Raw genomic sequence first — 25,993 nt, forward strand, 5'->3', positions numbered from 1 at the left:
ATTTATTTATTAAGAGTTTGAATTAATATAGTTCACAAATTATAGCTCCCATTATCATACTACATATTGCCCAAAAGGACCATATATAAACCAGCATTTTCCACGACCAATTACTGACTAGTTTTTGAAAATATAATATCGGAAATATGATAAAAACTGAATTTAGAAAACCGTGAAAGGCCCCATGTCCGAAACTCCTAAAGTTTTTACCATACAACTCTAGGATATACACTAGATCTTTATAAGCGTTTCCTTCGCCTTTATCAAATCCGACTTCATTCATAAGCATACTCTGAAAGTGCAACTGGTGTATCACTTGATAGGAGATAGTAATGCTATACATAAAACTCAAAATAAATAAGGCAATAATGTTGCCTATTGACCATTTAAAGGTGAGTTCGTTATGAGTATCTAACTTTAATAATCGATGTATATAACCAGTATGAAACCATACATAAGCCAATATGAGTGGAATGGTAGAGGTTAGAAGAAGAATGATGTAGTTGATTTTTATCATTTAATTAATTTAGTTAAAAACAAATCTAAAAAAAAAACTATATTTGCATTTGAAAATTAATCAGCTATGCGAATCCTTTCCATTTTAGTGTTTTTACTATTTAGTAATTCTGTTTTTACACAAGACTATTTTGAAAATAGACTTTTTATCAAAGTTAAAGATGAACAAAGGTCTGTCTATTCACTTGTAAATGACGTTCGATTCGAAAAAATACTACCTCGAGCACTAGTTAAGAGTTTGTTACCAGTTTCCAAACATCCCCTACTAAGTTCTACTTATGAACTAATACTGAATGAAAGCTATGCTCTTGATAGTCTGGTTGCTAAGATTCAGCAATTGGAACAAATTGAGTATGCGGAGAAAGTTCCTTTATATAAATTGTTTTTCACACCCAATGACCCCTTGTACTCTACCCAATGGAATTTAGCTAAAATTCAGGCTGATCTCGCATGGAACCTAGGTCAAGGTTGTACGCAAGTAAAAATAGCAGTGACCGACGATGGTTTTTTAATGAATCACGAAGACCTTGTCAATCAGTGGCATATTAATACGGGCGAAATCAATGGAAACGGTATCGATGACGATGGCAATGGCTATATAGACGATTGGCGAGGCTGGGATGCCGCTAATAACGATAATGATCCATCAGCTACAGCACCGACTAATTCATTTTTTACACATGGTACCCATGTAGCAGGCATTGTAGCGGCACAAACCCATAATAATAAAGGGATAGCTGCTATAGGTTATAATTGTAAAATGATACCTGTCAAAATAGGATTGAGTCCTAGTTCATCCTTGACCGGGGCATTTCAGGGTTTAGACTATGCTATCAATGCTAGCGGTTGCGATGTCATCAATATGAGTTGGGGAGGTGGAGCTTGGTCTGCGACTTTCCAGACACTTTTCAATATAGCTAAATCGAAAGGAATTATTTGTGTGGCAGCTGCAGGGAATAGTAATACTTCTACACCCATGTATCCTGCTTCGTATAATCATGTAATTAGTGTAGCAGCATCAGGATCGACTGATGCTAGAGCGAGTTTTTCAAATTTTGGTAGCACCATAGATGTCACTGCTCCAGGAGTAGGAATTCCAAGCTGTTTGGCAGGTTCTATAACTTCATATGGCAATCTTAGTGGTACGAGTATGGCATCGCCATTGGTGGCGGGTTTGTGTGGCTTGATGAAATGCTATAACCCCATGCCAGCCGATAGCATCGAAGCCTGCCTCAAAAGAACCTGCGACAATATCAATGCACAAAACCCCACTTTCATAGGTCAGTTAGGTGCAGGTAGAGTCAACGCATTTCAAGCACTTCAGTGTTTGACCAAAAAACCAAAATCTGATTTTATAGCCTTAGATACTTTTCAGTGTCCTACCAAAGCAGTTCGATACCAAGCAAAAAGTTTTGGCATACCTACTCTGACATATAGCTGGTCATTTCCGGGTGGAAGCCCAGCCACTTCTACCTCAGCCAATCCAATTGTGACATATGCAACTGCAGGATACAAATCCGCCACGCTCATTACCTGCAATAGCCTAGGCTGCGATACTATGACCAAGACAAACTATGTCAATATAGATACACCTAAGGCTTGGCTCAACAATCGGGTATATACCACCATCAATGCTATGAATGTAGTAATTGCCGTGCATTTTAAAGGTAGGTCACCATTCTCAGTAACCCTTACAGACGGTAGCAATACCTGGACACAAACTAATATTCAATCCAATCCTTATTTGTTTTCTATACAGCCTAAAAAAGATACAAGTATTCTATCCATTTCAAGTTTTAGCGATAGCTCGTGTGCAGGAAATAAATATGGACAAGACACAATTTATAGAAAACTTTTGACAAAGGATACTACTATTTGTGTGACCTTAAAAACAAGTCAAAGTGGCGCTTTAGATGGTTTCGGCCTTTCGCCTACTTCGTCTACAAATATTACATGGACTTTCGCAAATAATGAAAATGTAGTAGCCAATTGGACAGCAGGAGGCAGTCCACATTTTTGGCGCTGTATATTAAAATTTAATTTGTCAAACATTCCTGCTAATGCAGTTATCAATTCTGCCAGTCTTAGCCTATATTCAAAGCCCAATGCTTCACATGGTTGGAGTGGACAACCTACTGCCGGAACTGATAATTCAACCTCTATCAGTAGAATCACAAACTCATGGACTACTACATCTATTGCCACAAATGCTTGGCCATCTACTACTGTACAAAATCAAGTAACACTTGCTCAAAGTCCTACAACTAATCATAGTTATACTAATGTAAATGTAAAAAATCTTATTCAAGATTTAATAAATAACGGCGATAATGGTATTTTCCTTAGACATGTAAATACACCTTTTTACAACAGCTTAATATTTTACTCAGCCGAAGAAACAGATACCTCCAAACACCCTAAACTCGTTTTATGTTATACCATACCCGCTGGGAGTAGTGGGGGAGGGGGTTTGACTGACTGCGACACCTCTCAGCTCAACACCGGCAAAGTCCTTCACCTCGACTTTAATGGAAATACGCAAGATAAATCAGGAAATGGAAATCATGCGACCAACTATGGAGCTACACCTGTGGCGGGTAAAGATGGTGTGGCGAATACGGCGTATCGATTCAATGGTACGAGTAATTATATGCAAATAGCGAATTCAAGCAGTCTTAATAATTTCTCAGGAAATAAAATTACGCTTACAGCTATCTTAAAACCTAGAGGATTTTACAATGGAACATGTAAGGGAAATTCAATAATTATGAAAGGAAATTCAGACTATGTAAACGGTAATTATCTTTTAAGATATTCTCCAAATAACGGTTGTAATGCCTCTGCTGATACGAATGAGAATAATTTTTATGGGGCTTTTTCTTCAGCTGGTGGCTGTTCTTTGTCATCGATTCATAATCCACCGTATGTGAAACGAGATACATGGTATTGTCTAGTCAGTGTATATACAGGTGATAGTATAATAACTTACATTAATGGTGCGAGAAGATATTCATGTCACTATTCAGGTGGTTTAGGTAGTCACAATTTAGATGTTTTTATCGGAAAACTAGATAACGCAACCTACCCTTACTGGCTCAATGCAGATGTGGACGACATCCGTATCTACAACCGCGTCTTAGCCCCTGCTGAGGTCAAAGGTTATTGTGGGACGTGTAATGTTCAGCCACCTCAAATCAATTGTAATAGCTGGCTGAAGACTGTAAATATAGGAGATAAAGTAACAGTAGGAGATTTAGATGTTTCTGGTGATAAATTAACTGTAGAGGCATGGGTAAATAGAGAAAATAGACATACAGGGGTCGATAATTTCTCTGGAGATATAGTTTCTAAACACACTGGTCCGACAAATAGTAATTATAATCTTAGAATTCAACAAGCAGAAATAACAACTTCAAATAATGGATATGTAGTAACCCCAAGTTTTTGCTCTTATGATACAAATAAAACTTATCATGTGGCTATGGTATATGATGGTGCCAATCTCAAATTCTATAGAAATGGTTATTTAATGACTTCTGTGGCTGCTAGTGGTAATTTGATAACCAATAATCTAAATACGACAATTGCAGATTATGCAGGTGTTACAACAGGGCAGCCAGAGAATATGAATGGTTATATCAATGAAGTCCGCATTTGGAATATAGCTCGTACGCAAACTCAGCTTCGAATGTATATGTCTGATACATTACCAAATCCAACTTCACAAACTGGATTGTTGGGGTATTATCGATTTGACAATCTATTAAATAAGCAAGGTAATACTGCATACAATGGCACACTGGGAGGGAATGCTCAAATCAATCAAATCAATCCAAATTGTAATTTAGTTATAGATAGTTGTGGAATTATAATACCTCCTCAGACCGACTGCGACACGTCCCAACTCAATACAGGCAAAGTCCTTCACCTCGACTTTAATGGAAATACGCAAGATAAATCGGGAAATAATAACCATGCGACCAACTATGGAGCTACACCTGTTGCTGGGAAAGATGGTGTGGCGAATACGGCGTATAAGTTTGACGGTGTCAATGATTATATGAAAGTTCTTAATTCTAGCACCCTACATTTGAATAGTGCCTTTACGGTTACGTGCAAAATGAAAATTGATGGGTGGAATACTGCTCCGTGTCATGGAAATATGATATTTTTTAAGGGGCATACAACTCCGTCTGCTGGTAATCAGCACATTGATTGGGTTTATGCTCCTAATGCTTTTAATGGAGGCTGTATACCTACCTTAGACACTCTACATCAAAATCTACATCCGGCATCAGTTACTGCTCCTTCACCCAAACCATATATTCCTTATCTAAATAGTGGGAAATGGTATTGTTTTGCTGTGGTTCAGAAAAATGATACATTGTTTAATTATATAGATGGATTTATTGTATCTAAGACTTCAAATACTGGCACTGGAGCAAATATGTATGATATTTTAATAGGAAAATCAGATTATGCTACTTATCCATATTGGCTCAATGCAACTATTGATGATATCAGAGTGTACAACCGATCCTTAGCCCCTGCCGAAGTCAAAGGCTATTGTGGTACATGTAACGCCGCACCACCCTCTCCTTCCGACTGCGACACGTCCCAACTCAATACAGGCAAAGTCCTCCACCTTGACTTTAATGGAAATACCCAAGATAAATCGGGAAATAATAACCATGCGACCAACTATGGAGCGACGGCTGTGGCTGATCGATTTGGCAATCCAAATAGCGCCTATAGATTCAATGGATCTACTTCTAAGATGATAATATCAAATTTTCCAACATCCTCTTCCAATAATTTATCCCTTTCTATTTGGTTCAAATCAAATTCAACAAGTCAATCTTCTTATGCTGGGCTTTTAGATCATTCTCATTCGAATGGTGGTATCTATCAGAATTGGGTTTTACAGCATTATCAAACAAATAAAAAGGCAGATTTGGGTTGGAGAATTTCAGCAAGCGCATGGTCGAATACAGACAATACGGGGCCAACATATGACAATACTAAATGGAATCATCTGGTAGCCATTAAGAATAGTGATACACTAACTTATTATTTGAATTGTATCAAAATCTATAGCAATAAATTCAATGGAACTCAAAACATATTAAAACAGTTTGCGGATTTGAATATTGGATTTGTAGCGAGTTGGAATCGATATTTCAATGGAGATATTGATGATATTAGAATTTATCATCGAGTTTTGAATGATCAAGAAATTAAAGCATTAGGCGATTGTTGTTCAACTACAACTCCACCTCCTCCATGCGACACCGCTCAAAAATTGACCTACACCCAATGCCTCAACGATTCCCTTCAAGTAACCCTAAGAGCTGGAAGTCAGTATCAGTGGAGTCCTAAGATGGGCTTATCGAGTGATACGGTGCGCAATCCAAAAATATATGTGACTGCTAATCAACGTTATCTCGTATCTTATATTGGTGCCAAAGGATGTCAAGTCATCGATACGATTGATATTTCGGTAAGACCTTCTGCTATTTATCCTAAAATGGAGGATCAGCTCATATGCATAGGCGACTCAGTGCAGATGACCATACCTATCTATGCCACGAATGTCCAATGGTCACCGAATACGAATATTTCGTCTATAACAGCCAATAATCCATTTTTCTATCCTACAGTCAATACTACCTACTATTTGCAGTTTAGAGATACTTTTGGCTGTCTGCACAAGGATACATTTGTAGTTAATACCAAGGTGTGCTGCCCAGCAAGAGCTCGCTTCTCTATTCCGAAAGAGATATTATGCTTTGGAGAGGATTTGACAATTACGAATCGCAGCAAAGGACCTATTACAGGTTATAATTGGAATTTTGGCAATGCGATTCCGAGTAGCTTCGCAGGTGCTAACCCACCAGTTCTCAAATTTCCGGCAGGTGGTACTTATCCGCTGCGCTTGATTGTAACCAATGGTATATGCTTTGACACCATGACCAAAATCGTAACTGTAGTGCAGGTATTTCCTAATGCAGGCAAGGATACGACGAACTGTCTAGGTGCTTTTGTTACGGATTTGGGAGAATCACCTATCTCAGACTGGACCTATAAATGGACACCTACGATATACCTCGATGATCCAAATATCGCGAATCCGAAATGCAGTATAGTCAATGATAGTGTAAACTATGTAGTAGAGGTGACAGACCGCAATAGTGGCTGTAAAGCTTATGACACCGCCGTGGTTTATACCAATCGGAGTATTGACTCTACCGCTCAAAATTTAAGAATTTGTAATGGTGATAGTGTATTATTTAATGGTATTCAGCGAAAGACCACAGGCAATTACTATTTCACCATTAAAAAAGCAGATGGTTTTTGCGATAGCTTTATAAATATACTTCGGTTAAATGTGCTTCAAAAACAGGTTATTCCTTTGGATACTTTACGTAAATGTGAACAGTACATTGATGCTAAAGGTAAAAAGCATACGCAGTCCTTTATAGAATATGATACCATAAGGTCGAAATCTATTTTAAACTGTGATTCTATGGTATATATAAGACATATTTATATCTACAAAAAAGCATATCGTGATAGACCGCCGGTGAGTGGCTGTGCGCCTTTCCGCTATAACGGAAAGACTTATAATGACTCTAAGATGAGGATCGATTCTCTAGTCATAAGAAATATTTATTTACCAGGTTGTGACACTATTGAGTATATCAATGTGATAGTTTTCCCTAAACCAAAGGCGGTGATTACGCCTTCCATTCCGAATCCAGTATTGTATAAGCAGACAGTGACCTTGTCTGCCTCTGGTGGTCAACGTTATTTTTGGTTGCAAACAGGAAGTACGAATCAGGATATTGATTATAAGATCAACAACACTCAACCTAAACTATTTACAGTAAGGGTAACGGATGAGAACGAATGCTGGGATACCGTTTCATATTTGGTCAAGGGTATTCTACCAGATACCTGTTATTATGGATTCCCTAATGTATTCTCACCGAATCAAGACAACTTAAATGACGAGTATATTCCGAATATGGACGAATGTACCGATGTGATTGTCTTTGCCATCTATGATCGCTGGGGCGAAAAAGTATTTGAAACCAATCAATTAAAAGGTTGGAATGGCTACTTTAAAGGTAGACCAGCACCAATGGGAGTTTATTTATATTATGCAGAGTTTAACACACCTTGGGGTATTCGTAAACACAAAGGGACATTTACTCTCATGAGATAAACGATTGAGCCTAGCATAATAGCTACAGTTGAATTTACAAATGGTATAATACCTTGTATTTATGTAACAGTCCAATATCGCTGTCGCTCATTTCCCTGGACATCAATAGCAACGGTGTATACTACTGTAACCATCCAAAATAGTTTGGAATATTTTAGATGTAACATTGGTATAATAAGCCATTTCGTTTTACCTTTGCCTAAAAAAGGACTTGAACTATAGTTTTCATAGAGTAAAAAGTTTGATACTATTTGCTTTTCGACAGAAGAGCATTCGGCTGTCATCTCTATACTTTTTGGTTTTTACAAGTTTATATTGGTTGATTTCTTTTAATCCATTCGATGCATGGTTTCAATCCTCTAGATTCAATCTTCTTCAAAAAGAGATACACTCTATGGAGAAATTGTCTAAAGATTCAGCCCTGCTCCTTAAAATTTTAAACAACGCTAATGCTTCAAAAGAAATCGATAATTCGGATTTTTTTAATCCTTTCATAGCTTGTCAAGTATATAATTCTGCTAATTTTGAACTTGAGTTTTGGGACAAGAATACCAATTATCTCCACCCTGAAGCTATCAATAATATTAATACTATTTCTTACAGGGAGATTGGTCAAGATAATTTTTTACTATCTAAAGTAAAATACAATAATAAGAACATCATATTTTGGTTTAATTTATCGAGTTTTATAACATCGGAATTGGATAATTCAATTCGCTTTTTTCATAGAGATGATGAAAGAAAGGAGTATATGGTTCTTGGCTATAAAGAAGCTAATTCACTTGATTTTGTTGATAGTCAGGACAATTTCCTATTTAGCATAAAGCGCGCTATACATGCGAATGATTTATGGATTATCATTGGATTACTGGTTATTATTATTGCTACATTTTTTTATCTGAGAATACTATACTTTCTCACTAAACCTCTGACAAGAGTTTATCCTATTATAGGTTGTCTGGTATTTGTTGGTCTAGTATATACCACACGAAAACTATTGTTATTTTATAAACTACCTTCTATTTTTTATTCACTCAAATTATTTAATCCTTCACTCTATTCTTCCGATGTCACGCCATCATTAGGTGATTTGTTTTTGTTTGTATTTTCCACTCAGATTATTTTATACTATCTCCAGGAGAATTTGATATTAAATCTGAAACGTTGGGAGAATACATGGATAGCTTTTATTATACATACAGCGGCATTAATTTTTCTTTTAGGTGAATCTTTTTCTATCAATAAGATATTCGAAAGAATGGTTGTTGAAAGTTCTATCTGGTTTAATTTCGATTATTTCCCACGCTTAACTATCTATAGTTTTATAGGACTAGGTATCATGTTAATGACCTTTTCAAATTATTATTTATTGTCCAATCTTATTTTAAAGACAATCTATAATTTTAAATTGAGCAAAAAAAGAACCATAGTTTCTTTCCTCATTTTTATTACTACTGTCATTCTATTAGGATTTGTTGGAGATTTTCGATTTGAAATCAAACTCACCTTTGTTTTACTTCTCTTTTTTATTACTATATTCTATTCTCGATACTATTTTAATATTAAAAATAGGATTTTCAGTTTTGGGGTTTTTCTTTTTTTCGCATCCTTTACCACCACGTTTTTATTATCTCGATATAATCTCAAGAAGGAAGAAGTCATATTGTCTTCTATTGCCACTAATGTAACCTTTGGTTTAGATAAGGTTTTGGAGGAGAAGATGCTATACTTACTAGAGAGTAACAATAGTGATAGTTTAAATTCTTATTTATCTTCATTTAGAGGTATTGAATTTCATAAAATAGATGAACTGGAATATCAAAAATGGATAGATTCAAGGCAGTATCAATCAAAAGAACTCTTATTGAGTAATGAGTCTGCAAAGCTTTTTTTAGTTCACTCTAATTCTATACGCCAGTATTTAATTCAGCAAAAATTAGGGAATGTCTATCATTATATGATAGTAAATCCCAAGACCCATCTTTCAAATATTGCAAACAGTACCAAAGAGGCGATAAATGAAGTTATAATTAGAGAAAATAAAATAAGCTATGGCTTATATTTATCAGATACCCTTCTGGAACAATCAGGACCTTATCGATATAAGAAAAGATATCCTTATTCTAAGGCTAACATTAAATTTACAGATGAGCAGTTCGGATTAGATTTTGATCATTTTGCTTTTACCCTTTCAGATGTTATAAAAGTATTGGTCACTATACAAAAAGCAAATCCTGTCTCTATATTGAGCCAGTTTTCGTATATTTTTTGCATTAATTTTATTCTTGCTATTTTCCTTTTCCTCATAGTGTGGTCTCTTCGCATTACTTATATATCTGAGCCTTTTTTTCATTTTAATGAATTGAGAACGAAGATTGTATTAGCTATATTTTTATTGGTTATTAGCATTTTTATTGGCATTACTATTTTAAGCTTCAATAGTCTTAAGAGTCGATTTACTATCTATAACAAGGAAACATCCTACAATAACTTAAAAGTAACTAAACAAGCGATTGAGCAAATCTATAGTACTAATCTCTATGATCCACTTACTGATTTAAATCCTCTGTTTAAAAAGTTAAAAGGAATTTCATTATTGGATTACGATTTATATGATCAAGGTGGTAAATTGATTCAGTCCAGTGAGACGGATATAAAAAATATGGACTATCCTAAACTTTTGGATCCACGGATTTTTTTTCATTTAAGGAGTAATGACGATATACAATTCAATACGAGAAAGGGATTAGAAGATGCTTATCTTGAATCTTTCGCTATTTTAGGGAGTAAAATAAGTGGTGTCAAATACTATATAGCCTTAACAAGTCAAAATGGTAAAGGCTCTCAAAATGAAGAGATGCGTTTAATAGTTGTTTTGATTAATTTATATGTTTTAGTATTCCTGATTTCTTTGGTTTTTGCTATTTGGTTAGCTAATAGAATCACCAAGCCTCTACAAACACTAACTGAAAAAATTTCGAATCTAGGTTTAGCTAGGAAGAATGAGTATTTAGAATATAGTTATCAGGATGAAATAGGGGAGTTAGTCAAGCGATATAATATTATGGTCGATGAAATTCAGGAGAGTGCTAGGATACTAGCAGAGCAGCAGCGGGAAGAAGCGTGGAGTGAAATGGCCAAACAAATAGCACATGAAATCAAAAATCCATTGACTCCTATGAAATTGAAGATTCAGTTTCTTCAAAAAAAATTAAAAGAAGGACATTCAAATATAGAATCATTAGTGTCGAGCACAGCTGTTGCCTTAATAGAACAAATAGATAATTTAGATAGCATAGCCACAGCATTTTCTAGCTACGCTCGACTGCACACGCCTCAACTAGAGATCATGGACTGGAAGTCTATGATTCAGAGTAGTGTTGAATTGTTTCAGTCTAGAAACGTAGAAGTAAATTTTTATTCTCATATCGATAAAACTATAGTCAATTGTGATAGAAATCAAATGACGAGTGTACTCAATAATTTAATCAAGAATGCCATTCAGGCCTACGATGAAGATGATGCCCTAGTAAACCTTAAACTTCGAGAGAACCAAAGTTTTTATTTCTTAGAAATTGAAGATTTTGGAAAAGGTATAAGTGAGGAGGAAAAAGATAGAATTTTCGTGCCTAACTTTACTACTAAGTCTTCGGGTAGTGGATTAGGTTTAGCTATAGTCAAAAAGATTGTTACCACCATGAATGGAAATATTTGGTTTTCATCAGAACTAGGAAAGGGAACAAAATTTTATGTGTCTCTACCAAAACAAATTGTGAATAATGATTCCCAATTTACAACTAGAGAAGAAGCATGGTTATCCACGGGATTTGTGAAAAACGAAACTGCAACTATTCTCGAAGATTTGAGATATCGATTCAGCGACAATGTATTTACAAAGGTGCTATATACTGATTTTGATAAATCATTTTTACATGAAATAACTTATCATAAATTGATAAAGGCGAGCGAATTTTTATATTCAAAAAATACAAATTATAGACTAGTCATTAAAGATGCACTACGACCATTTGAGGTGCAAAAAATGATGTGGGATTTGTATCAAGGGGACAATAAGTTAAATTTCATAGCACCACCTGACAAAGATTCTATGCATAATTATGGTATGGCTGTGGATATATGGCTAGTGGAAGTTTTCACGGACGCTTATACACCTAATCAAGAGCTAGATATGGGTTGTGAATTTGATGAATTTTCGGAGCGTGCTCATTTTGATTATGAAAATTTAACCGAAGCACAAAGGTCAAATAGAAATTTGCTTCGCGAAGTGATGAGGCTAGCAGGCTTTATTGCTTATGATCATGAATTTTGGCATTTTGAGGCTATGCACAAAGATTGGGTAAGAGAAAACTGCGTGAGAGTATAAGTATATGAATTGGAATTATTTACTCAAGGAGTATAGAAATTTTTTAAAATTAGAGAAGAATGCTTCTGCGCATACCTTAGACGCCTACCTCAATGATATTGGTAAACTTCAGTCTTACTCTGAATTACAAAATCCGGCTATAGCTCCCTTGACTATCGAACGAAGACATATTGAGAATTTTTTGGCTTATCTATACGAAAACTTTTCAATCCAAGAGTCATCACAGGCACGCATACTTTCAGGTATTAAATCCTTCTTTAATTTTTTAATTTACCAGAATTATATTCAGCAAAATCCAGCCGAACTGATAGATGCACCAAAACTGATTCGCAAATTACCCGATACATTAAGCTTTCAAGAGATAGAAGCTATGATAAATTCTATCGATGTCAGCACAGAACAAGGCACGAGAGATAGAGCTATACTAGAGGTTTTATATAGCTGCGGATTGCGAATTACGGAACTGTTGAATTTAAAGTTATCTGAGATACAGCTGGAGATAGAAATCATTAAAGTCATTGGCAAGGGAAATAAAGAACGCATCGTGCCAATAGGTTCAGACGCTATTAAGTATCTTCGTTTATATTTAAATCATTATCGTAGTAAGAAGAAAGTAGATGAGAAATTTCAAGATTTTGTATTTCTAAATTTAAAAGGTACGCCTTTATCCAGAATATCGGTATTTAATATGATTAAGAAGCAGGTGAGTTTGATTGGCTTGCGCAAATCTATTTCTCCGCATACCTTTCGACATTCATTCGCTACACATTTGGTAGAAGGCGGTGCGGATTTGCGAGCGGTACAGGAGATGTTAGGACATGTTTCTATCACGACTACCGAGATTTATACTCATCTAGACAATCAATTTCTACGAAAAACTATCGAACAATTTCATCCTTTATATAAGAACAGCAATGTCTAATATCAATTATCTCAAGCAAACTGAAAAGCTCTTAGAATTTGACTTAGTAGTCAACGAGGTAGTTTCTTGCTTTCAGTCTGATTATGGTAGAGATTATTATCAAACCAATATTTTAAATAAGCAGTTATCAAGAAATGACATTGAGTCTAGTTATCAATTCACAGCAGAATTTCAATTTGTAAGGAATCATTACCCGGATTTCATTATTCAGCATATATATAATTTCTCGAATCATTTTGAAAAATTTCATATCGAGAACTATTTTATACCTCGTGAAGACGTCCATAGGCTGCGATTAATGATATCTAATTTCCATACCACTAAGGTTTTCTTTAAAGAACAACAGCATAAATCAGAATTAGAAAATCTCAGTCGCATGAATGATGTATTATTTTATGATACGGCATTGCTTCGTGAGATAGATCGCATACTGGATGAGGATGGCGAAGTCAAATCTTCAGCAAGCAAAGAATTAGCTGTAATTCGAGAACGCAAAAAATCTATTTTCTCCGAAATCGACAAAGCCTTTTCGCGTGCTCTCGTCCATTATCGACAAAATGGAATATTGCATGAAGTAGAAGAATCACTTAGACAAGGAAGACGTGTATTAGCTGTGGTCTCTTCTTACAAGCGATCGTTGCAGGGTATGGTCGTCGATGAATCTGAAACAGGAAATGTCGTCTATATCGAACCGGCAGAAACTATATTTCTCAATAATGAAGCGTCGGAATTGGATAGGGAAGAAGATAGAGAAGTACGCAAAATCCTAATTCAGTTGACTGCTTTCTTGGCTAAGTATAAAAACTTACTATATCAATATCAGGAGTATTTGGCGAAGATGGACTCCATTCAAGCTATGCAGCGTTTTATGAATCGAATTGATGGCAGTCTTCCAAAGTTAGGACAAAAATTTAATCTCAAGAATGCCTGTCATCCCTTACTCAAACTCAAAGCAAAGAAAGGTAACAAGCTAGTAGTTCCATTTAATATTACCTTTGAATCGCACCATTATATGCTTGTCATTAGTGGACCTAATGCAGGAGGCAAGACGGTCACACTCAAAACACTCGGATTGCTGGCGCTTATGGCTCAGAAAGCCATACCTATACCTGCTGATGGCGATGCTATTATACCGCTTTATGATACGATTGTCGGTGATCTCGGTGATTTACAATCAATCGAGGATGAATTGAGTACTTATTCTTCCAAGCTTAAACTCTGGAATGAAATGATGAAGCAAGCTAATCAGAATAGCCTTCTACTCTTCGATGAATTGGGCGATGGCACCGACCCTAGTTTTGGCGCAGCTATGGCACAGTCTGTTTTAGAGCATATCCTAGTGAAAAAGTCAACGATAATAGCTACTACGCATTATAGCGATTTAAAGAAATTTTCAGAGTCACGCAAAGATAGCCTCAGTGCTAATATGCTTTTTGATGAAGCCAAATTAGAACCTTTGTTTAAACTCTCTGTAGGCTTTCCTGGCAGCTCTTATACCTTTCATATCGCACGTAAAATGGGCTTGAAAACCGAAATCATCCAACGAGCAGAAGAACTGAGCGAAACGGAGAAAGTGAAGTACGATAGACAGTTATTCCGATTGGAGAAGAAAGAAAAGGATCTTCATCATAAGAAAAAGGAACTCGAACAATCCGAGAACGAGCTCAAAAAACAGATGAAAGACTGGAATCGGCTTCACCTAGATATGGATTTGATGCGAAAGAAAATGCGCTATGAAAAAACGATGCTGCTGCAAGAACAAATAGCGGAGAAGGAGCGTGAGTTGAAACAATTTAAAGATGAACTCAAAGCCAAGAATAAACTAGAAGAAATTGCAGCAGAGCAGCAGCGTATCGAAGCTGAAAAAAAGGAGGCTGAGCAGACCTCTAAAGACCTTTACAAACAAATACACAAAGTAGATCCGAACCAAAAATTGGCTATTGGCGATAGGGTTCAGTTTATACAAACCAATGCCATAGGAATTATCGAGAAGATGAATAAAAATAAAGTGACCGTCATTTTCGATAATATGAAGTCCACGATTTCTGCTACAGAATTGATTTTACTACCTCCCGAAGAAACCAGCAAAAAATCGAGTACTAAAAAAATAATTGCTCTCGACCGCTCCAGTTCTCGAGAACTCGATGTGCGTGGAAAGTTTGCCTATGAGGCTATAGCCGAGTTGGATGATTTTATTAATAGAGCCTTACTCAATAATTTTCATGAAATCAAAATCATTCATGGCAAAGGGAAACTGCGTACCGATATCCTCAAACAACTCCGCCAATATAAAAGTATTACTAAATGCCAATCTGCGCTGCCCGAGCATGGAGGTGAGGGGGTGACGTATGTTTATTTTTAGTGAAAAGAGAATGCTAAGTATCATGCATTCATGGGTTTTAGTCAGATTGATAAGAAATATCTTTTTTTAGTTACAATAATTCTAGTAATTTTAATTATCTTAGCTCTTTCTAAAGTATTAAAAATGAAAGGTTTTATCATTTTTTTATTTCTGTTATTGGTTACAGATTTATTTTCACAAGGCGCTAGAAACTATACCGTGATGGTATCTGCCAATGTTCAAAAATCTCCTCCTCAGATTAGACTCAGCTGGGGTTTTCAATCAGGAGTGACTTCGTATCGTATTTTTAGAAAACTTAAATTGGATGCTAGCTGGGGAACCGCTGTCACTACCCTGACAGGGAATGATACTGTCTATACAGATAATAGTGTGCAACTGGCTACCTCATACGAATACCTCATAGAAAAGAATGCAGGGTCTTATAATGCCTATGGTTTTATTAACTCAGGTATAGAAATACCCGTGACAAATACACCCAAGATAGTGATTCTATTGGTTGATAGTGTGATGCGTGATAGCATAAATTCAGAGCTGACACAATGGACCTTGAATGCAGAAAATGAAGGCTGGAAAGTCGTAAGAATTGATGTGTCTCGAGGTCTGAAGTCAGATGCCGTGAAGGATAAGGTGGTTCTTGAATATCAGAAAGACCCTGAAAATACTAAATCACTTTTTATAGTAGGTCATGTGGCTGTTCCTTACTCAGGTTTTTTCAAACCTACCCCTCCAGACGCGCATACTGAACATATCGTAGCATGGCCAGCAGATGCTTATTATGCAGATATTGATGGCATGTGGTCGGATGATCAGGTAGATGATACCACGGGAGCACAGAAGCGAAACTGGAATAGACCCAATGATGGTGTATGGGATCAGACCATACTGGGAAATAATAACACCGCCGATATCGCTGTAGGTCGAGTTGATTTTTTCGATATGCCAGCCTTTACAAAGTCGGAAGCGACATTACTTAAGGATTATTTGAAAAAACTAAATGAATATAAAGTCGCAGATTATAGAGCTCAGCGAAGAGCTTTGATTGATGATAATTTTGGTGCCTTTAGTGGTGAAGCCTTTTCAGCAAGCGGTTGGGGAAATTTCTCTACCCTCATAGGCCGAGAGAATATTCTCGAATGTACTGCTGGAAATGGTATGGATTATCTAGGTACAATGGACACAGCATCGTATCTATGGAGCTATGGCTGTGGCGCAGGTAGCTACACGAGTTGCTCTGGGGTGGGTACTACAGTGAATTTCGCAGCACGTCAACCCCTATCGGTATTCACTATGCTATTTGGTTCTTATTTTGGCGACTGGGACAATAGAAATAATGTACTTCGTGCAGCCTTAGCACATGGCAAAATTCTGACCAATGTTTGGAGCGGAAGACCGCGTTGGTTTTTCCACCACATGGCGCTGGGAGGCACTATAGGAGAATCAACTATCCTGACACAAAATAATCGAAATCCTGGTGCTTTGTACAATGGTATGAATTTCATGAATGGCATTCATATCGCCCTTTTAGGTGACCCTACACTCAAGCTGCATTATGTCAAACCACCTAAAAACTTATTTACCATCTTGAAAGATAGTGCTCATGTCAATCTTACGTGGTCAGTAAGTGGGGAAACGGTATTGGGATATAATATTTACAAGCGAAAATTAAAGGATGCCAATTTTATAAAACTAAATACCGCTATCGTTTCTTCGGCTAATTATGATGATTCTTGTGTGAGTTCACCGGATACTTTTGTATATCAAGTGCGAGCAGTGCTTCTAGAAACTACACCTAGTGGAAGCTATTATAATGAAAGTATAGGTGCTACAGATACGTTTTTCAATGCTGCTGATTTAAAGCCTGTAGCTAATTTCAGTGTGGCCAACGCTGATCCTAATTTTACATTCACCAACTCTAGTCTGCGAAGTAAAAGTTATCAATGGACTTTCAGCGATACCAGTTTAAAATTTACTACAACTAATAGTTCTAGAAGCTATAAGAAAAACGGTGATGTATGGGTCTTACTCACTAGCTCGAATCAATGTAGTTCTGATACTCAAAAGGTGAATATCAAGGTGACGAAGGCAGTTACTGCTGAGATTTCGAATATAAATTCTAGTTTGATTCATATTTATCCAAATCCATTCAAAGATAATATCACTATAGTTTCTCCTTATGGCGGCAAATTGAAACTGTATAGTATCGATGGAAAACTACAAATGGACTTAGATGTCAAATCATCAAGAGAAATTGTGAATCTAGCTGAACTTGCACCGGGAAATTATCTATTAGAATTTACAGATAAATCAGGAGTAAAGGATTTGCTGAAACTGACGAGGGAGTAAGAACGGTATTAGTATATTTTTTGCACCGCAGAGGCGCTGAGAGCGCAGAGAAAATTTCTGAGTAATCTGTGTTTTCCGTGAGAATAACCTCTGTGAAACTCTTATCCTCCTACCTAGCTGGATATTAGCGCAAGCGGTATCCGTACTTTTTCTAATAACTCCCACCTCGCAGGGTAAAACTTAAGGTTCTTAGTCTTTCATGAATAATTAACATATTTATGATAACATCTTTTATCTTTGCTTGAAACAAAATTAAGAAAAGTGGGTCTCAACTATACTAATTTACTGCGTGTTATCTCTCAAAATAGGGTGGAAATTCGAAGAAAGTTGCGGGTGTTATTTAGATAGGTGCTATTTTAGCGAACGAACATGAAACTTACAATCATAATGGCAATTTGGCTTCAATTTTTTGGGGAACAAAGGATTTCAAAAGACATTGATACTCTAGAAACACATATAAAACAAGAGCTAGAAAAAGTAAAGCTTGATTTTTCCTTCCTAAAAAACAACCTAAAAGAAGTGAAGCCACCTTCACTATTTATTAAGGGTAAAGAACCTAATAAAGACTATTTTATTTATAACCACACGAACTGGATTCTGAACAAATTAAAAGATACAATTAGCGGCGAATACATTAAACTTTTTTACCCCCTTTTCAAAGAAAAAATCCATGGCGGAATAATCGTAATAATTCAAAAAGATTTAATTACAGTTTTGGGAGATATGGAACATTGTGGAAATTTTGGCTTAACAAAGAAAGAAGAGATTGCTAACGGCTACCTAACCTTCGCAGAACAGCTAACTAAAATCTTTTATGGAACAAAAGTACTACTATGTAGTGAACAAATAGTTAACATAGAAGAAAGAGAAGTGAGTTTTGAAACTATAGAAAAAGAATGCATTGAGTCAAAAGTAAGAAAGGTGAATGACATAATGGAAATCAATCACGAAAATTACTACATTAGTCAAATAGAATAAAAACAGCACTTATCTGGCGGTTTGGCATAAGGCAGGGTGCAGTTTGGTGTTGAAAGTTTCGGAATTTAAATTATCTTTGTCATTATGCGAAAAAGTATCCTTTTAAAACCCGCCCTACGCCAAGCCGCCTTCCGCTACAATCAGTAAAGCGCGAAAACCAACAGAAAGACGATGAAAACAATAATAATTTCAATTCTACTGTCCCTTTTCAGAAGACTCTGAGGGAAGAAAATAATACCGTAAGCGTATTAGTAATAGTCTAATGTCGCATGGCTCTAAACAAATACAGCTACGGCATTTACCATAGCAAGGTTTTAAATTGGGTTGGACCATTTTAAAACCGCTATTGGTATAAGATAACTGTGTAGTGGATTAAAACCCAAAATACTTCGCTCCTACTACTAATGCTATAGTGACTATAACTGCGAGGAGTATAATTCCATATACCCAGAATATTAATACTGCTTTTACCGTAGTTCTCAGCCAGGATTGGTGATAGACGGCTCTCAAACTATTGATAAAATAGACTAGTGCTCCGAAGAATAGAATCAGGTAGGAGGCGCTAGGGAGAGATATGGCATAGAACCCAATAGCAATTAGCAGTATAATGAAAATAATGACATGATAATGTATCGCGGCGATAAAATGTTCGTAGTAAAATTTATGACTACTTCGATACATCAATTTCATGATAAGCGCAAATACAGGCAATAAGAAGAACAAAGCAAAGGATAAGATTTTGTAAACTTTTTGATTGAGCTGATTGATATCCCCGCCTGTCATAGAACCAATTTTTCTCAATTTTCTTTCTATTTCTTGCGATTCTTTCGCTCCTATACTATCTTCTATGTTTACTTTAAATTCTAGTGAATCGAAAACTTTGCTAATTTCTTCTTTGTCTGCTTTTCCTTCTTCAGCTATGATCTGAGTGAGTTTTTTATCTTCATCTTTATGATTAAAAACCAAGCTTAATGTCAGAAAAAAGATAAAGGAAAAGAATACGTACAAGCGAATAGGCGGCACAAAACTGACCCGTTTTCCGTCTAGAAAATCATTGGTTATTTTACCTGGGTAGAAGAATAAGGTCTTCAATGTATGCCATACCTTGCTGTCAAAATGGAGTATGCCTTCTAAAAATTCTTCTACAAAATGCGAAAAAGGAATTTTCAAATCGTGATTTTCCTGACCACAGTTTGGGCAGTAATTCTCACTCTGATTGAAACTGTAGTTGCAGTTGAGACAATGCGTTTTTTTATTTCTTCTGCGCGCCATTACAGATTAGGTTTTACCTCTTTCATCATAGCTAGCACGGCATCATAGATTTCCTCCGCATTAGGTTTGGAAAAATAGTCACCATCCGTGCCATAGGCTGGTCTATTCGGTTTGGCTGTGATGGTTTTAGGAGCAGAATCTAAATATTGATAGCCTTTTTGATTTTCTAAAATCTCCTGAAGCATAAATGCGGAAGCTCCTCCCGGTACATCTTCATCCACAATTACGAGTCTATTCGTATTTTTAAGTGATGCTACGATGTCATGGGTCAAATCAAATGGTAAGAGTGTTTGGACATCGATTAATTCAACCGAAATGCCACGATTTTTTAATTTTTCGATAGCATCCTGACAGATGCGAATCGTAGACCCATAGCTTACCATAGTGATATCAGTGCCTTCATTCAAGACCTCAACTTTTCCGAGTGGTAGGGAGAATTCTCCCAGATTATTAGGCATGAGTTCTTTGTATCGGTAACCATTGAGAGGTTCTATGACTAAGGCTGGTTCATCACTTTGTAACAGGGTTTGATACATACCTGCCGCTTGGGTAAGATTTCTAGGTACACATACATACATACCACGAAGGGAATGAAGAATCATACCCATAGGACTTCCCGAATGCCATATTCCTTCTAATCGATGTCCACGAGTGCGAACAATAAGTGGAGACTTCTGTCCGCCACAGGTTCGGTATTGCAGCGTAGCTACATCGTCGCTCAGTGGCATTAAGCCATAGAGAAGATAATCTAAATATTGTATTTCGGCTATAGGCCGCAAGCCTCGCATACTCAAGCCTTGACCTTGTCCTATAATGGTTGCCTCTCGAATACCAGCGTCGAAGATGCGTATTTCGCCATATTTTTCTTGTAATCCTGCGAAGCCTTGATTTACGTCACCAATTTGCCCTACATCCTCACCAAAAGCTACCATTTCAGGGTGAGCAGCAAAGAGTTGGTCGAAATAATGATTGATAATTTCATGTCCTGATTTTTCAATCGCATTATTATAATCTGCACGAACTTCTTTTATATTTAAAGCATTATATTTACTCTGACTATGAAGATGAGAGCCGTAAACTTTTTCCTCTGCGCGCACGACGTCATAATACCATGACTTTAAATTTTCGTAAGCAGAAAGCGATTCTTTTTCTGCCAAAGTCAGAATAGTGTGCACAGCCTTTAATATCTCACGCTTATATATTGTCGTTTTGGACTCGATAATTTTAATTTGCTCCTCAATAGCAGCAGTTTGACTAGAGCTAGCTTTCAATAATTCTATAAAAGGTTTTACCTCGTCCTTTAAACTTTGTATATCTGCGATATAGGCCTCGTAGGCTTCTACTTTTGCTTTTTGTACTTTTTCTAGAGCTAATTTCTCTATCTCATTGAGAGTAGCTTCATCCGAAATATTATTAGTTAGAATCCAATTTTTAAAATGAACCAAACAATCAAAATCCTGCTCCCATTGCATACGTTCTGCACTTTTGTAGCGCTCATGAGAACCCGAAGTTGAGTGACCTTGAGGTTGAGTGACCTCGGTGACATGTACCAAAGCTGGTGAATGCGTTTTACGTGTGGTCTCCACCGCTTTTTTATAGGTCGATACCAAGGCGGCATAATCCCATCCTTTTACGGTGAAAATATTCATTCCTATGGATTGGCTATCGGACTGCATACCACTCATAGCTTGTGATATCGACTGTTTAGCGGTTTGATATTTTTGAGGCACGGAGATACCATAGCCGTCATCCCATACATTAAATATCAATGGAACCTGCATGACACAGGCGGCATTGACCGATTCCCAAAAAATACCTTCACTCGTAGAGGCATCGCCTATGGTACAAAAAGTGACCTCATTGCCTTTATTTGAAAATGTAGTGAGGTGTTGGATATCGTTATTATTTCTATACAACTTAGATGCTAGGGCTAGCCCTAGTGATTTTAATGATTGTGCTGCTGTAGGGGAGAGGTCAGCAGGCATATTCTTCATTTCCATCAGATTTTTCCACTCACCGTTTTCGTCTAGCATTCGAGTAGCATAGTGTGCATTCATCATTCTACCAGCAGACATTGGGTCTTGATTTACGTCGGCATGTGCATAGAGCTGAGCGAAAAGTTGATTAAGGGTCACATTTCCAGAGGCTAAGGCTATGGTTTGATCACGATAATAACCTGTACGATAGTCGCCATTTTGAAAATACTTGGATAATGCTATTTGGGCTAATTCCTTGCCAGCTCCGAATATACCGAATTTGGCTTTACCAGTCAGCACCTCTTTTCTACCTATGGTGCTGAAATGACGACTTTCCCAGCCTAGCTGGTAGTCAGCCAATATTTCTTTTTTAAACTCCTCTAGGGAGATTTCTTTTCTACTATTAACCTGTGAACTCATAGGGCAAAGATAAGAAATCAAGGGTAAAACTATATGCCTATCTAACTGTTATTTATCCATTCAGGTTGATGGTATGGTTGATAATTAAAGTTCAGGTCTTGTCGAAAACGCAAAAATAAAACAAAAATCAAAGTTAATAAGCTGTAGCAACTATCTTTGCGGATTGAATTAAGAATGACAGAAAAATTACTGATTTTAGATTTTGGTTCGCAATATACACAATTGATAGCCAGAAGAGTGCGAGAACTAAATGTCTATTGTGAGATTATCCCTTTTCACAAGGAGATTGATTGGAATGATCAAACCATTAAAGGTGTTATTCTCTCTGGCAGCCCGTTTTCATCATTAGATGAGAATTGTCCACAGATTGATATCGAAGGAATCACGAATCATGTTCCCGTTTTAGCGGTTTGCTACTCAGCGCAGTATACTATCAAAAATCATGGTGGAACAGTTTCTAAAAGTAAGGTTAGAGAATACGGGCGAGCTAAAGTCATTTTCGATCACAGCCACACCATGTTTAGAAACGTCGAAGACCATACTGAGGTTTGGATGAGTCATAGTGATAGTATTGTAGATGTTGGTGCTAATTTCCATACCATTACCAAGACAGAAAACGGAATCGTAGCTGCTTTTGCATCTAATAAGGGTCTATTTATAAATGAGTTAATTGGGGTTCAATTTCACCCAGAGGTGACACATACACAGTGTGGAAAGGAAGTTATCGAGCGTTTTGTGAAGGATGCCTGTCATTGTCATGCAGAATGGACGACACAGTCATTTATTCATACTCAGGAAATAGAGCTTAGAGAAAAAATTGGTAAGGATTATGTTATACTAGGCTTGAGTGGTGGAGTAGACTCTTCTGTGGCTGCATATTTGCTTCATCGCGCTATAGGCAAACAGTTGATTTGTATTTTCATAGACAATGGACTACTGCGGAAGAATGAGTTTGAGGATGTATTGCACTCTTATAAAGAAAGTGGTTTGAATATAATTGGCGTCAATGCTTCCGAAAAGTTTTACACTGCAATGAAAGGGCTCACTGAACCAGAGGCCAAGCGCAAGGCTATTGGACGTGTATTTATAGAGGTATTTGAAGAAGAGGCTAAGAAAATAGACAATGCACAATACCTAGCTCAGGGAACCATTTATCCAGACGTGATAGAGTCATTATCCGTCAATGGACCTAGTGCTACTATTAAATCGCATCATAATGTAGGCGGATTGCCAGAGAAATTAGGATTGAAAATTGTAGAGCCACTCAGATTACTGTTTAAAGATGAGGTTCGCAGAGTGGGTAAGGACTTGGGAGTTCCGCCTCATATCTTGAATAGACATCCATTCCCCGGTCCAGGTTTAGGTATCAGAATCATAGGTGAGGTCAATGCTAAGAATGTAAAATTACTGCAGGAAGCTGATGCCATACTCACCAGAAATCTGCATGAAAGTGGCTGGTATGAAAAAATATGGCAGAGCGGAGTTATCCTACTACCGGTGCATAGTGTAGGCGTAATGGGAGATGAGAGAACCTATGAACAAGTGGTCGCTATTCGCTGTGTGCATTCACTCGATGGTATGACGGCAGATTGGGTACATTTGCCCTATGAAATTTTAGCTAAAATCTCCAATGAAATTATAAATCATGTCAAAGGAATCAATCGTGTGGTGTATGATATCAGTTCTAAACCACCAGCTACCATAGAATGGGAATAAAATGAGAAAGTTTATTGTTTTTATCTTTACGGTTAGTTGCTATTTCAGCTTTTCACAGGTTGTAGAAGATGAGAATAGTCCTAATGTGGAAAATACGGTTACCCCTATACAACGAGAAAACCCATATAGACATCTCGATTCTCTAAATTATTCCAGAAAGGCTATATACAATGTTGCTTTCATATTGCCTATTAAGAAAAGCAGTATTGTAAAAAGTGATGGGAAAGAAAGACCTGCTGCTATGTCGTCCGAATCCAGAGAGGCTTTGGGTTTTTGGGAAGGTGTCAATCTGGCTTTTCCTCAGATTTCAAAAATGAACGCCAAATTTAATTTTCATATCTGGGATAATGAACGCAATGATTCATCTACGCATTTGATTATAGACGAAATGTCTAAGAAAAAGTTTGATGTTGTGGTTGCTCCATTCCATTCTTCGCAGGCTGTCCTTGTAGCTAAGTATTGCAAGGAAAAGAAGATCCCCATGTTTTTAGCGCAAAATTCATCTGATATAGTCGCTAAGGATAATCCTTATGTGTTTAAGTTTCATGCTCCAAAGAATAGAGTTTACTATGATTATTATGTAAAAATTATTCTGGACAAATACAAAAGGAATACGGATGTTTTCTATGTATATGATGGTATGAATAAGGCTGAACGCAAGGTAGCAAATTATCTTAAGTTTATGTCCGAGAAGGATGGCTCTAAGCGCTTAAAATTGCTAGAGTATAATTCGGATTTGAATTTTAAAAATTACCTTGATACAACGCGTGATGCGGTCTATATGATAGGGTATTATGAGACCACCATGGTCAATGAGATTTTAGGCAAGCTAGTAAAGCTTAAACCTCACAATATAAGTGTGTTTGGACATAATTACTGGGTATTGAATCATAAGATTAGTAAGACATTATTAGATACATTGGATGCCAGAGTATATACCGATGCCTATCTAGAGAATAATCCAGGTCAACTCAGCAAAGTAAAATCAGATTATGCTGCATTGACTAAAGATAGACCGGTGGCTGATGTTTTTCTGGGTTATGACGTGGGTTTATATGTAGCTACAGTGCTCAATAATTATGGAGTGAAATTTCCTCTTTCTGTTCAGGATTACATACACAAAGGAGTTTATATGAATATCAAAATGAGACCAATTTACGATGCAAGTAATGGGTTATTATTTTTCGAGAATGATTTAAAAAATCTTTTAAGAGCCACCAGTAATGGTTGGGTAAAAGAGTTTGAGCAAAAAGAGTAATATCATCATGAGTATAGCCTTAAAACCTATTATACAAGCCATTTTATTTTCCTCTCCCAATCCTATCAAAGAGGAAGAGATATGTAGTATTATAAGGAAGGAACACCCAGAGATAGAAGATGTCACTATTTTAGAATCACTCAAAGAGCTTCAGTACGAGTATCAAATGGATAAATATGGAATAGAGATTCAGCACTCAGGATCTGGTTATTCCTTTGTATCTAAATCTGCATTCTATCCATATATCGTTAATTATATCGAAACTATTCAAAAGCGGAGGCTTTCAAAGTCTGCGTTAGAGACACTTTCCATTATAGCCTTTCAGCCAGATTGTACCAAATTGGATATAGAAACCATACGTGGAGTATCTTCAGATTATGCTATAGATAGACTCATGGAAAGAGAACTGGTAGAAATCTCGGGTAGAAAAGATAGTCCAGGTCACCCAGCGACCTATCGTACGACGGAAAAATTTTTGGATTATTTTGGGATTCATTCTATAGAGGATTTACCTAAGCTAACTGAAATTCAAGTGAAGGACAACGAACTGGGAGTTTCTCCTGAAGAATCTAATGCCGAATAGACAATATTTTAGCCGATTTGGAGTTTGTTATCAGT

General features: G+C 36.7%; 13 protein-coding genes. 9 read left to right on the forward strand and 4 right to left on the reverse strand.

Features of this window, described 5'->3' with window-relative positions:
* Positions 1–22: 22 nt before the first annotated feature.
* On the reverse strand, positions 23–517 hold the full coding sequence (locus tag JNL75_07455) for a hypothetical protein (GenBank protein MBL7789642.1): 495 nt from the start codon (positions 515–517) through the stop codon (positions 23–25).
* Between the two features lie 66 nt (positions 518–583).
* On the opposite strand from JNL75_07455, the gene JNL75_07460 reads away from it, so the two are divergent.
* The gene (locus JNL75_07460; protein ID MBL7789643.1) at positions 584–7,744 is read left to right on the forward strand and encodes a S8 family serine peptidase; all 7,161 of its coding nucleotides are present in this window, start codon (positions 584–586) and stop codon (positions 7,742–7,744) included.
* A gap of 59 nt (positions 7,745–7,803) precedes the next feature.
* Here the strand turns inward: JNL75_07460 and JNL75_07465 are convergent, their stop codons facing one another.
* Positions 7,804–8,028 carry a hypothetical protein gene (locus tag JNL75_07465; protein MBL7789644.1) on the reverse strand — a complete coding sequence of 75 codons (225 nt, stop codon included), beginning with the start codon at positions 8,026–8,028 and terminating at the stop codon, positions 7,804–7,806.
* 110 nt (positions 8,029–8,138) lie between these two features.
* Here JNL75_07465 and JNL75_07470 point away from each other — a divergent pair, with 110 nt between their 5' ends.
* The 5 genes from JNL75_07470 to JNL75_07490 all read left to right on the forward strand — a co-directional run bounded on the left by JNL75_07470 (position 8,139) and on the right by JNL75_07490 (position 18,733).
* Entirely contained in the window at positions 8,139–12,128 is a 3,990-nt protein-coding gene (locus JNL75_07470) for a GHKL domain-containing protein (protein MBL7789645.1), read from the forward strand.
* Between the two features lie 4 nt (positions 12,129–12,132).
* The gene (gene xerD / locus JNL75_07475; GenBank protein ID MBL7789646.1) at positions 12,133–13,050 is read left to right on the forward strand and encodes a site-specific tyrosine recombinase XerD; all 918 of its coding nucleotides are present in this window, start codon (positions 12,133–12,135) and stop codon (positions 13,048–13,050) included.
* The gene (locus tag JNL75_07480) at positions 13,043–15,412 is read left to right on the forward strand and encodes a Smr/MutS family protein (GenBank protein MBL7789647.1); all 2,370 of its coding nucleotides are present in this window, start codon (positions 13,043–13,045) and stop codon (positions 15,410–15,412) included. Before xerD ends, JNL75_07480 begins: the two co-directional genes overlap by 8 nt.
* Positions 15,413–15,535: 123 nt before the next feature.
* Entirely contained in the window at positions 15,536–17,755 is a 2,220-nt protein-coding gene (locus JNL75_07485) for a T9SS type A sorting domain-containing protein (protein MBL7789648.1), read from the forward strand.
* Positions 17,756–18,142: 387 nt separating this feature from the next.
* Positions 18,143–18,733 carry a hypothetical protein gene (locus tag JNL75_07490; GenBank protein ID MBL7789649.1) on the forward strand — a complete coding sequence of 197 codons (591 nt, stop codon included), beginning with the start codon at positions 18,143–18,145 and terminating at the stop codon, positions 18,731–18,733.
* Positions 18,734–19,105: 372 nt separating this feature from the next.
* Here JNL75_07490 and JNL75_07495 read toward each other — a convergent pair whose 3' ends face one another.
* On the reverse strand, positions 19,106–20,005 hold the full coding sequence (locus tag JNL75_07495; protein ID MBL7789650.1) for a DUF3667 domain-containing protein: 900 nt from the start codon (positions 20,003–20,005) through the stop codon (positions 19,106–19,108).
* Positions 20,005–22,401 carry a transketolase gene (locus tag JNL75_07500; GenBank protein MBL7789651.1) on the reverse strand — a complete coding sequence of 799 codons (2,397 nt, stop codon included), beginning with the start codon at positions 22,399–22,401 and terminating at the stop codon, positions 20,005–20,007. The genes JNL75_07495 and JNL75_07500 overlap by 1 nt, the downstream gene beginning before the upstream one ends.
* 174 nt (positions 22,402–22,575) lie before the next feature.
* Here JNL75_07500 and guaA point away from each other — a divergent pair, with 174 nt between their 5' ends.
* Genes guaA through scpB form a run of 3 tightly spaced genes read left to right on the forward strand, consistent with a single transcriptional unit; the run spans position 22,576 to position 25,958 of the window.
* Positions 22,576–24,117 (forward strand): glutamine-hydrolyzing GMP synthase, encoded by a 1,542-nt coding sequence (guaA, locus tag JNL75_07505; protein ID MBL7789652.1) that lies wholly within the window; start codon positions 22,576–22,578, stop codon positions 24,115–24,117.
* 1 nt (position 24,118) lies between these two features.
* Complete coding sequence (locus JNL75_07510; GenBank protein MBL7789653.1) at positions 24,119–25,375, forward strand: hypothetical protein; 1,257 nt, start codon at positions 24,119–24,121, stop codon at positions 25,373–25,375.
* Positions 25,376–25,382: 7 nt separating this feature from the next.
* On the forward strand, positions 25,383–25,958 hold the full coding sequence (gene scpB, locus JNL75_07515) for an SMC-Scp complex subunit ScpB (GenBank protein MBL7789654.1): 576 nt from the start codon (positions 25,383–25,385) through the stop codon (positions 25,956–25,958).
* Positions 25,959–25,993: the final 35 nt, after the last annotated feature.

The organism is Chitinophagales bacterium, assembly GCA_016787225.1.
In the GTDB taxonomy this organism is placed as follows: Bacteria; Bacteroidota; Bacteroidia; order Chitinophagales; family JADJOU01; genus CHPMRC01.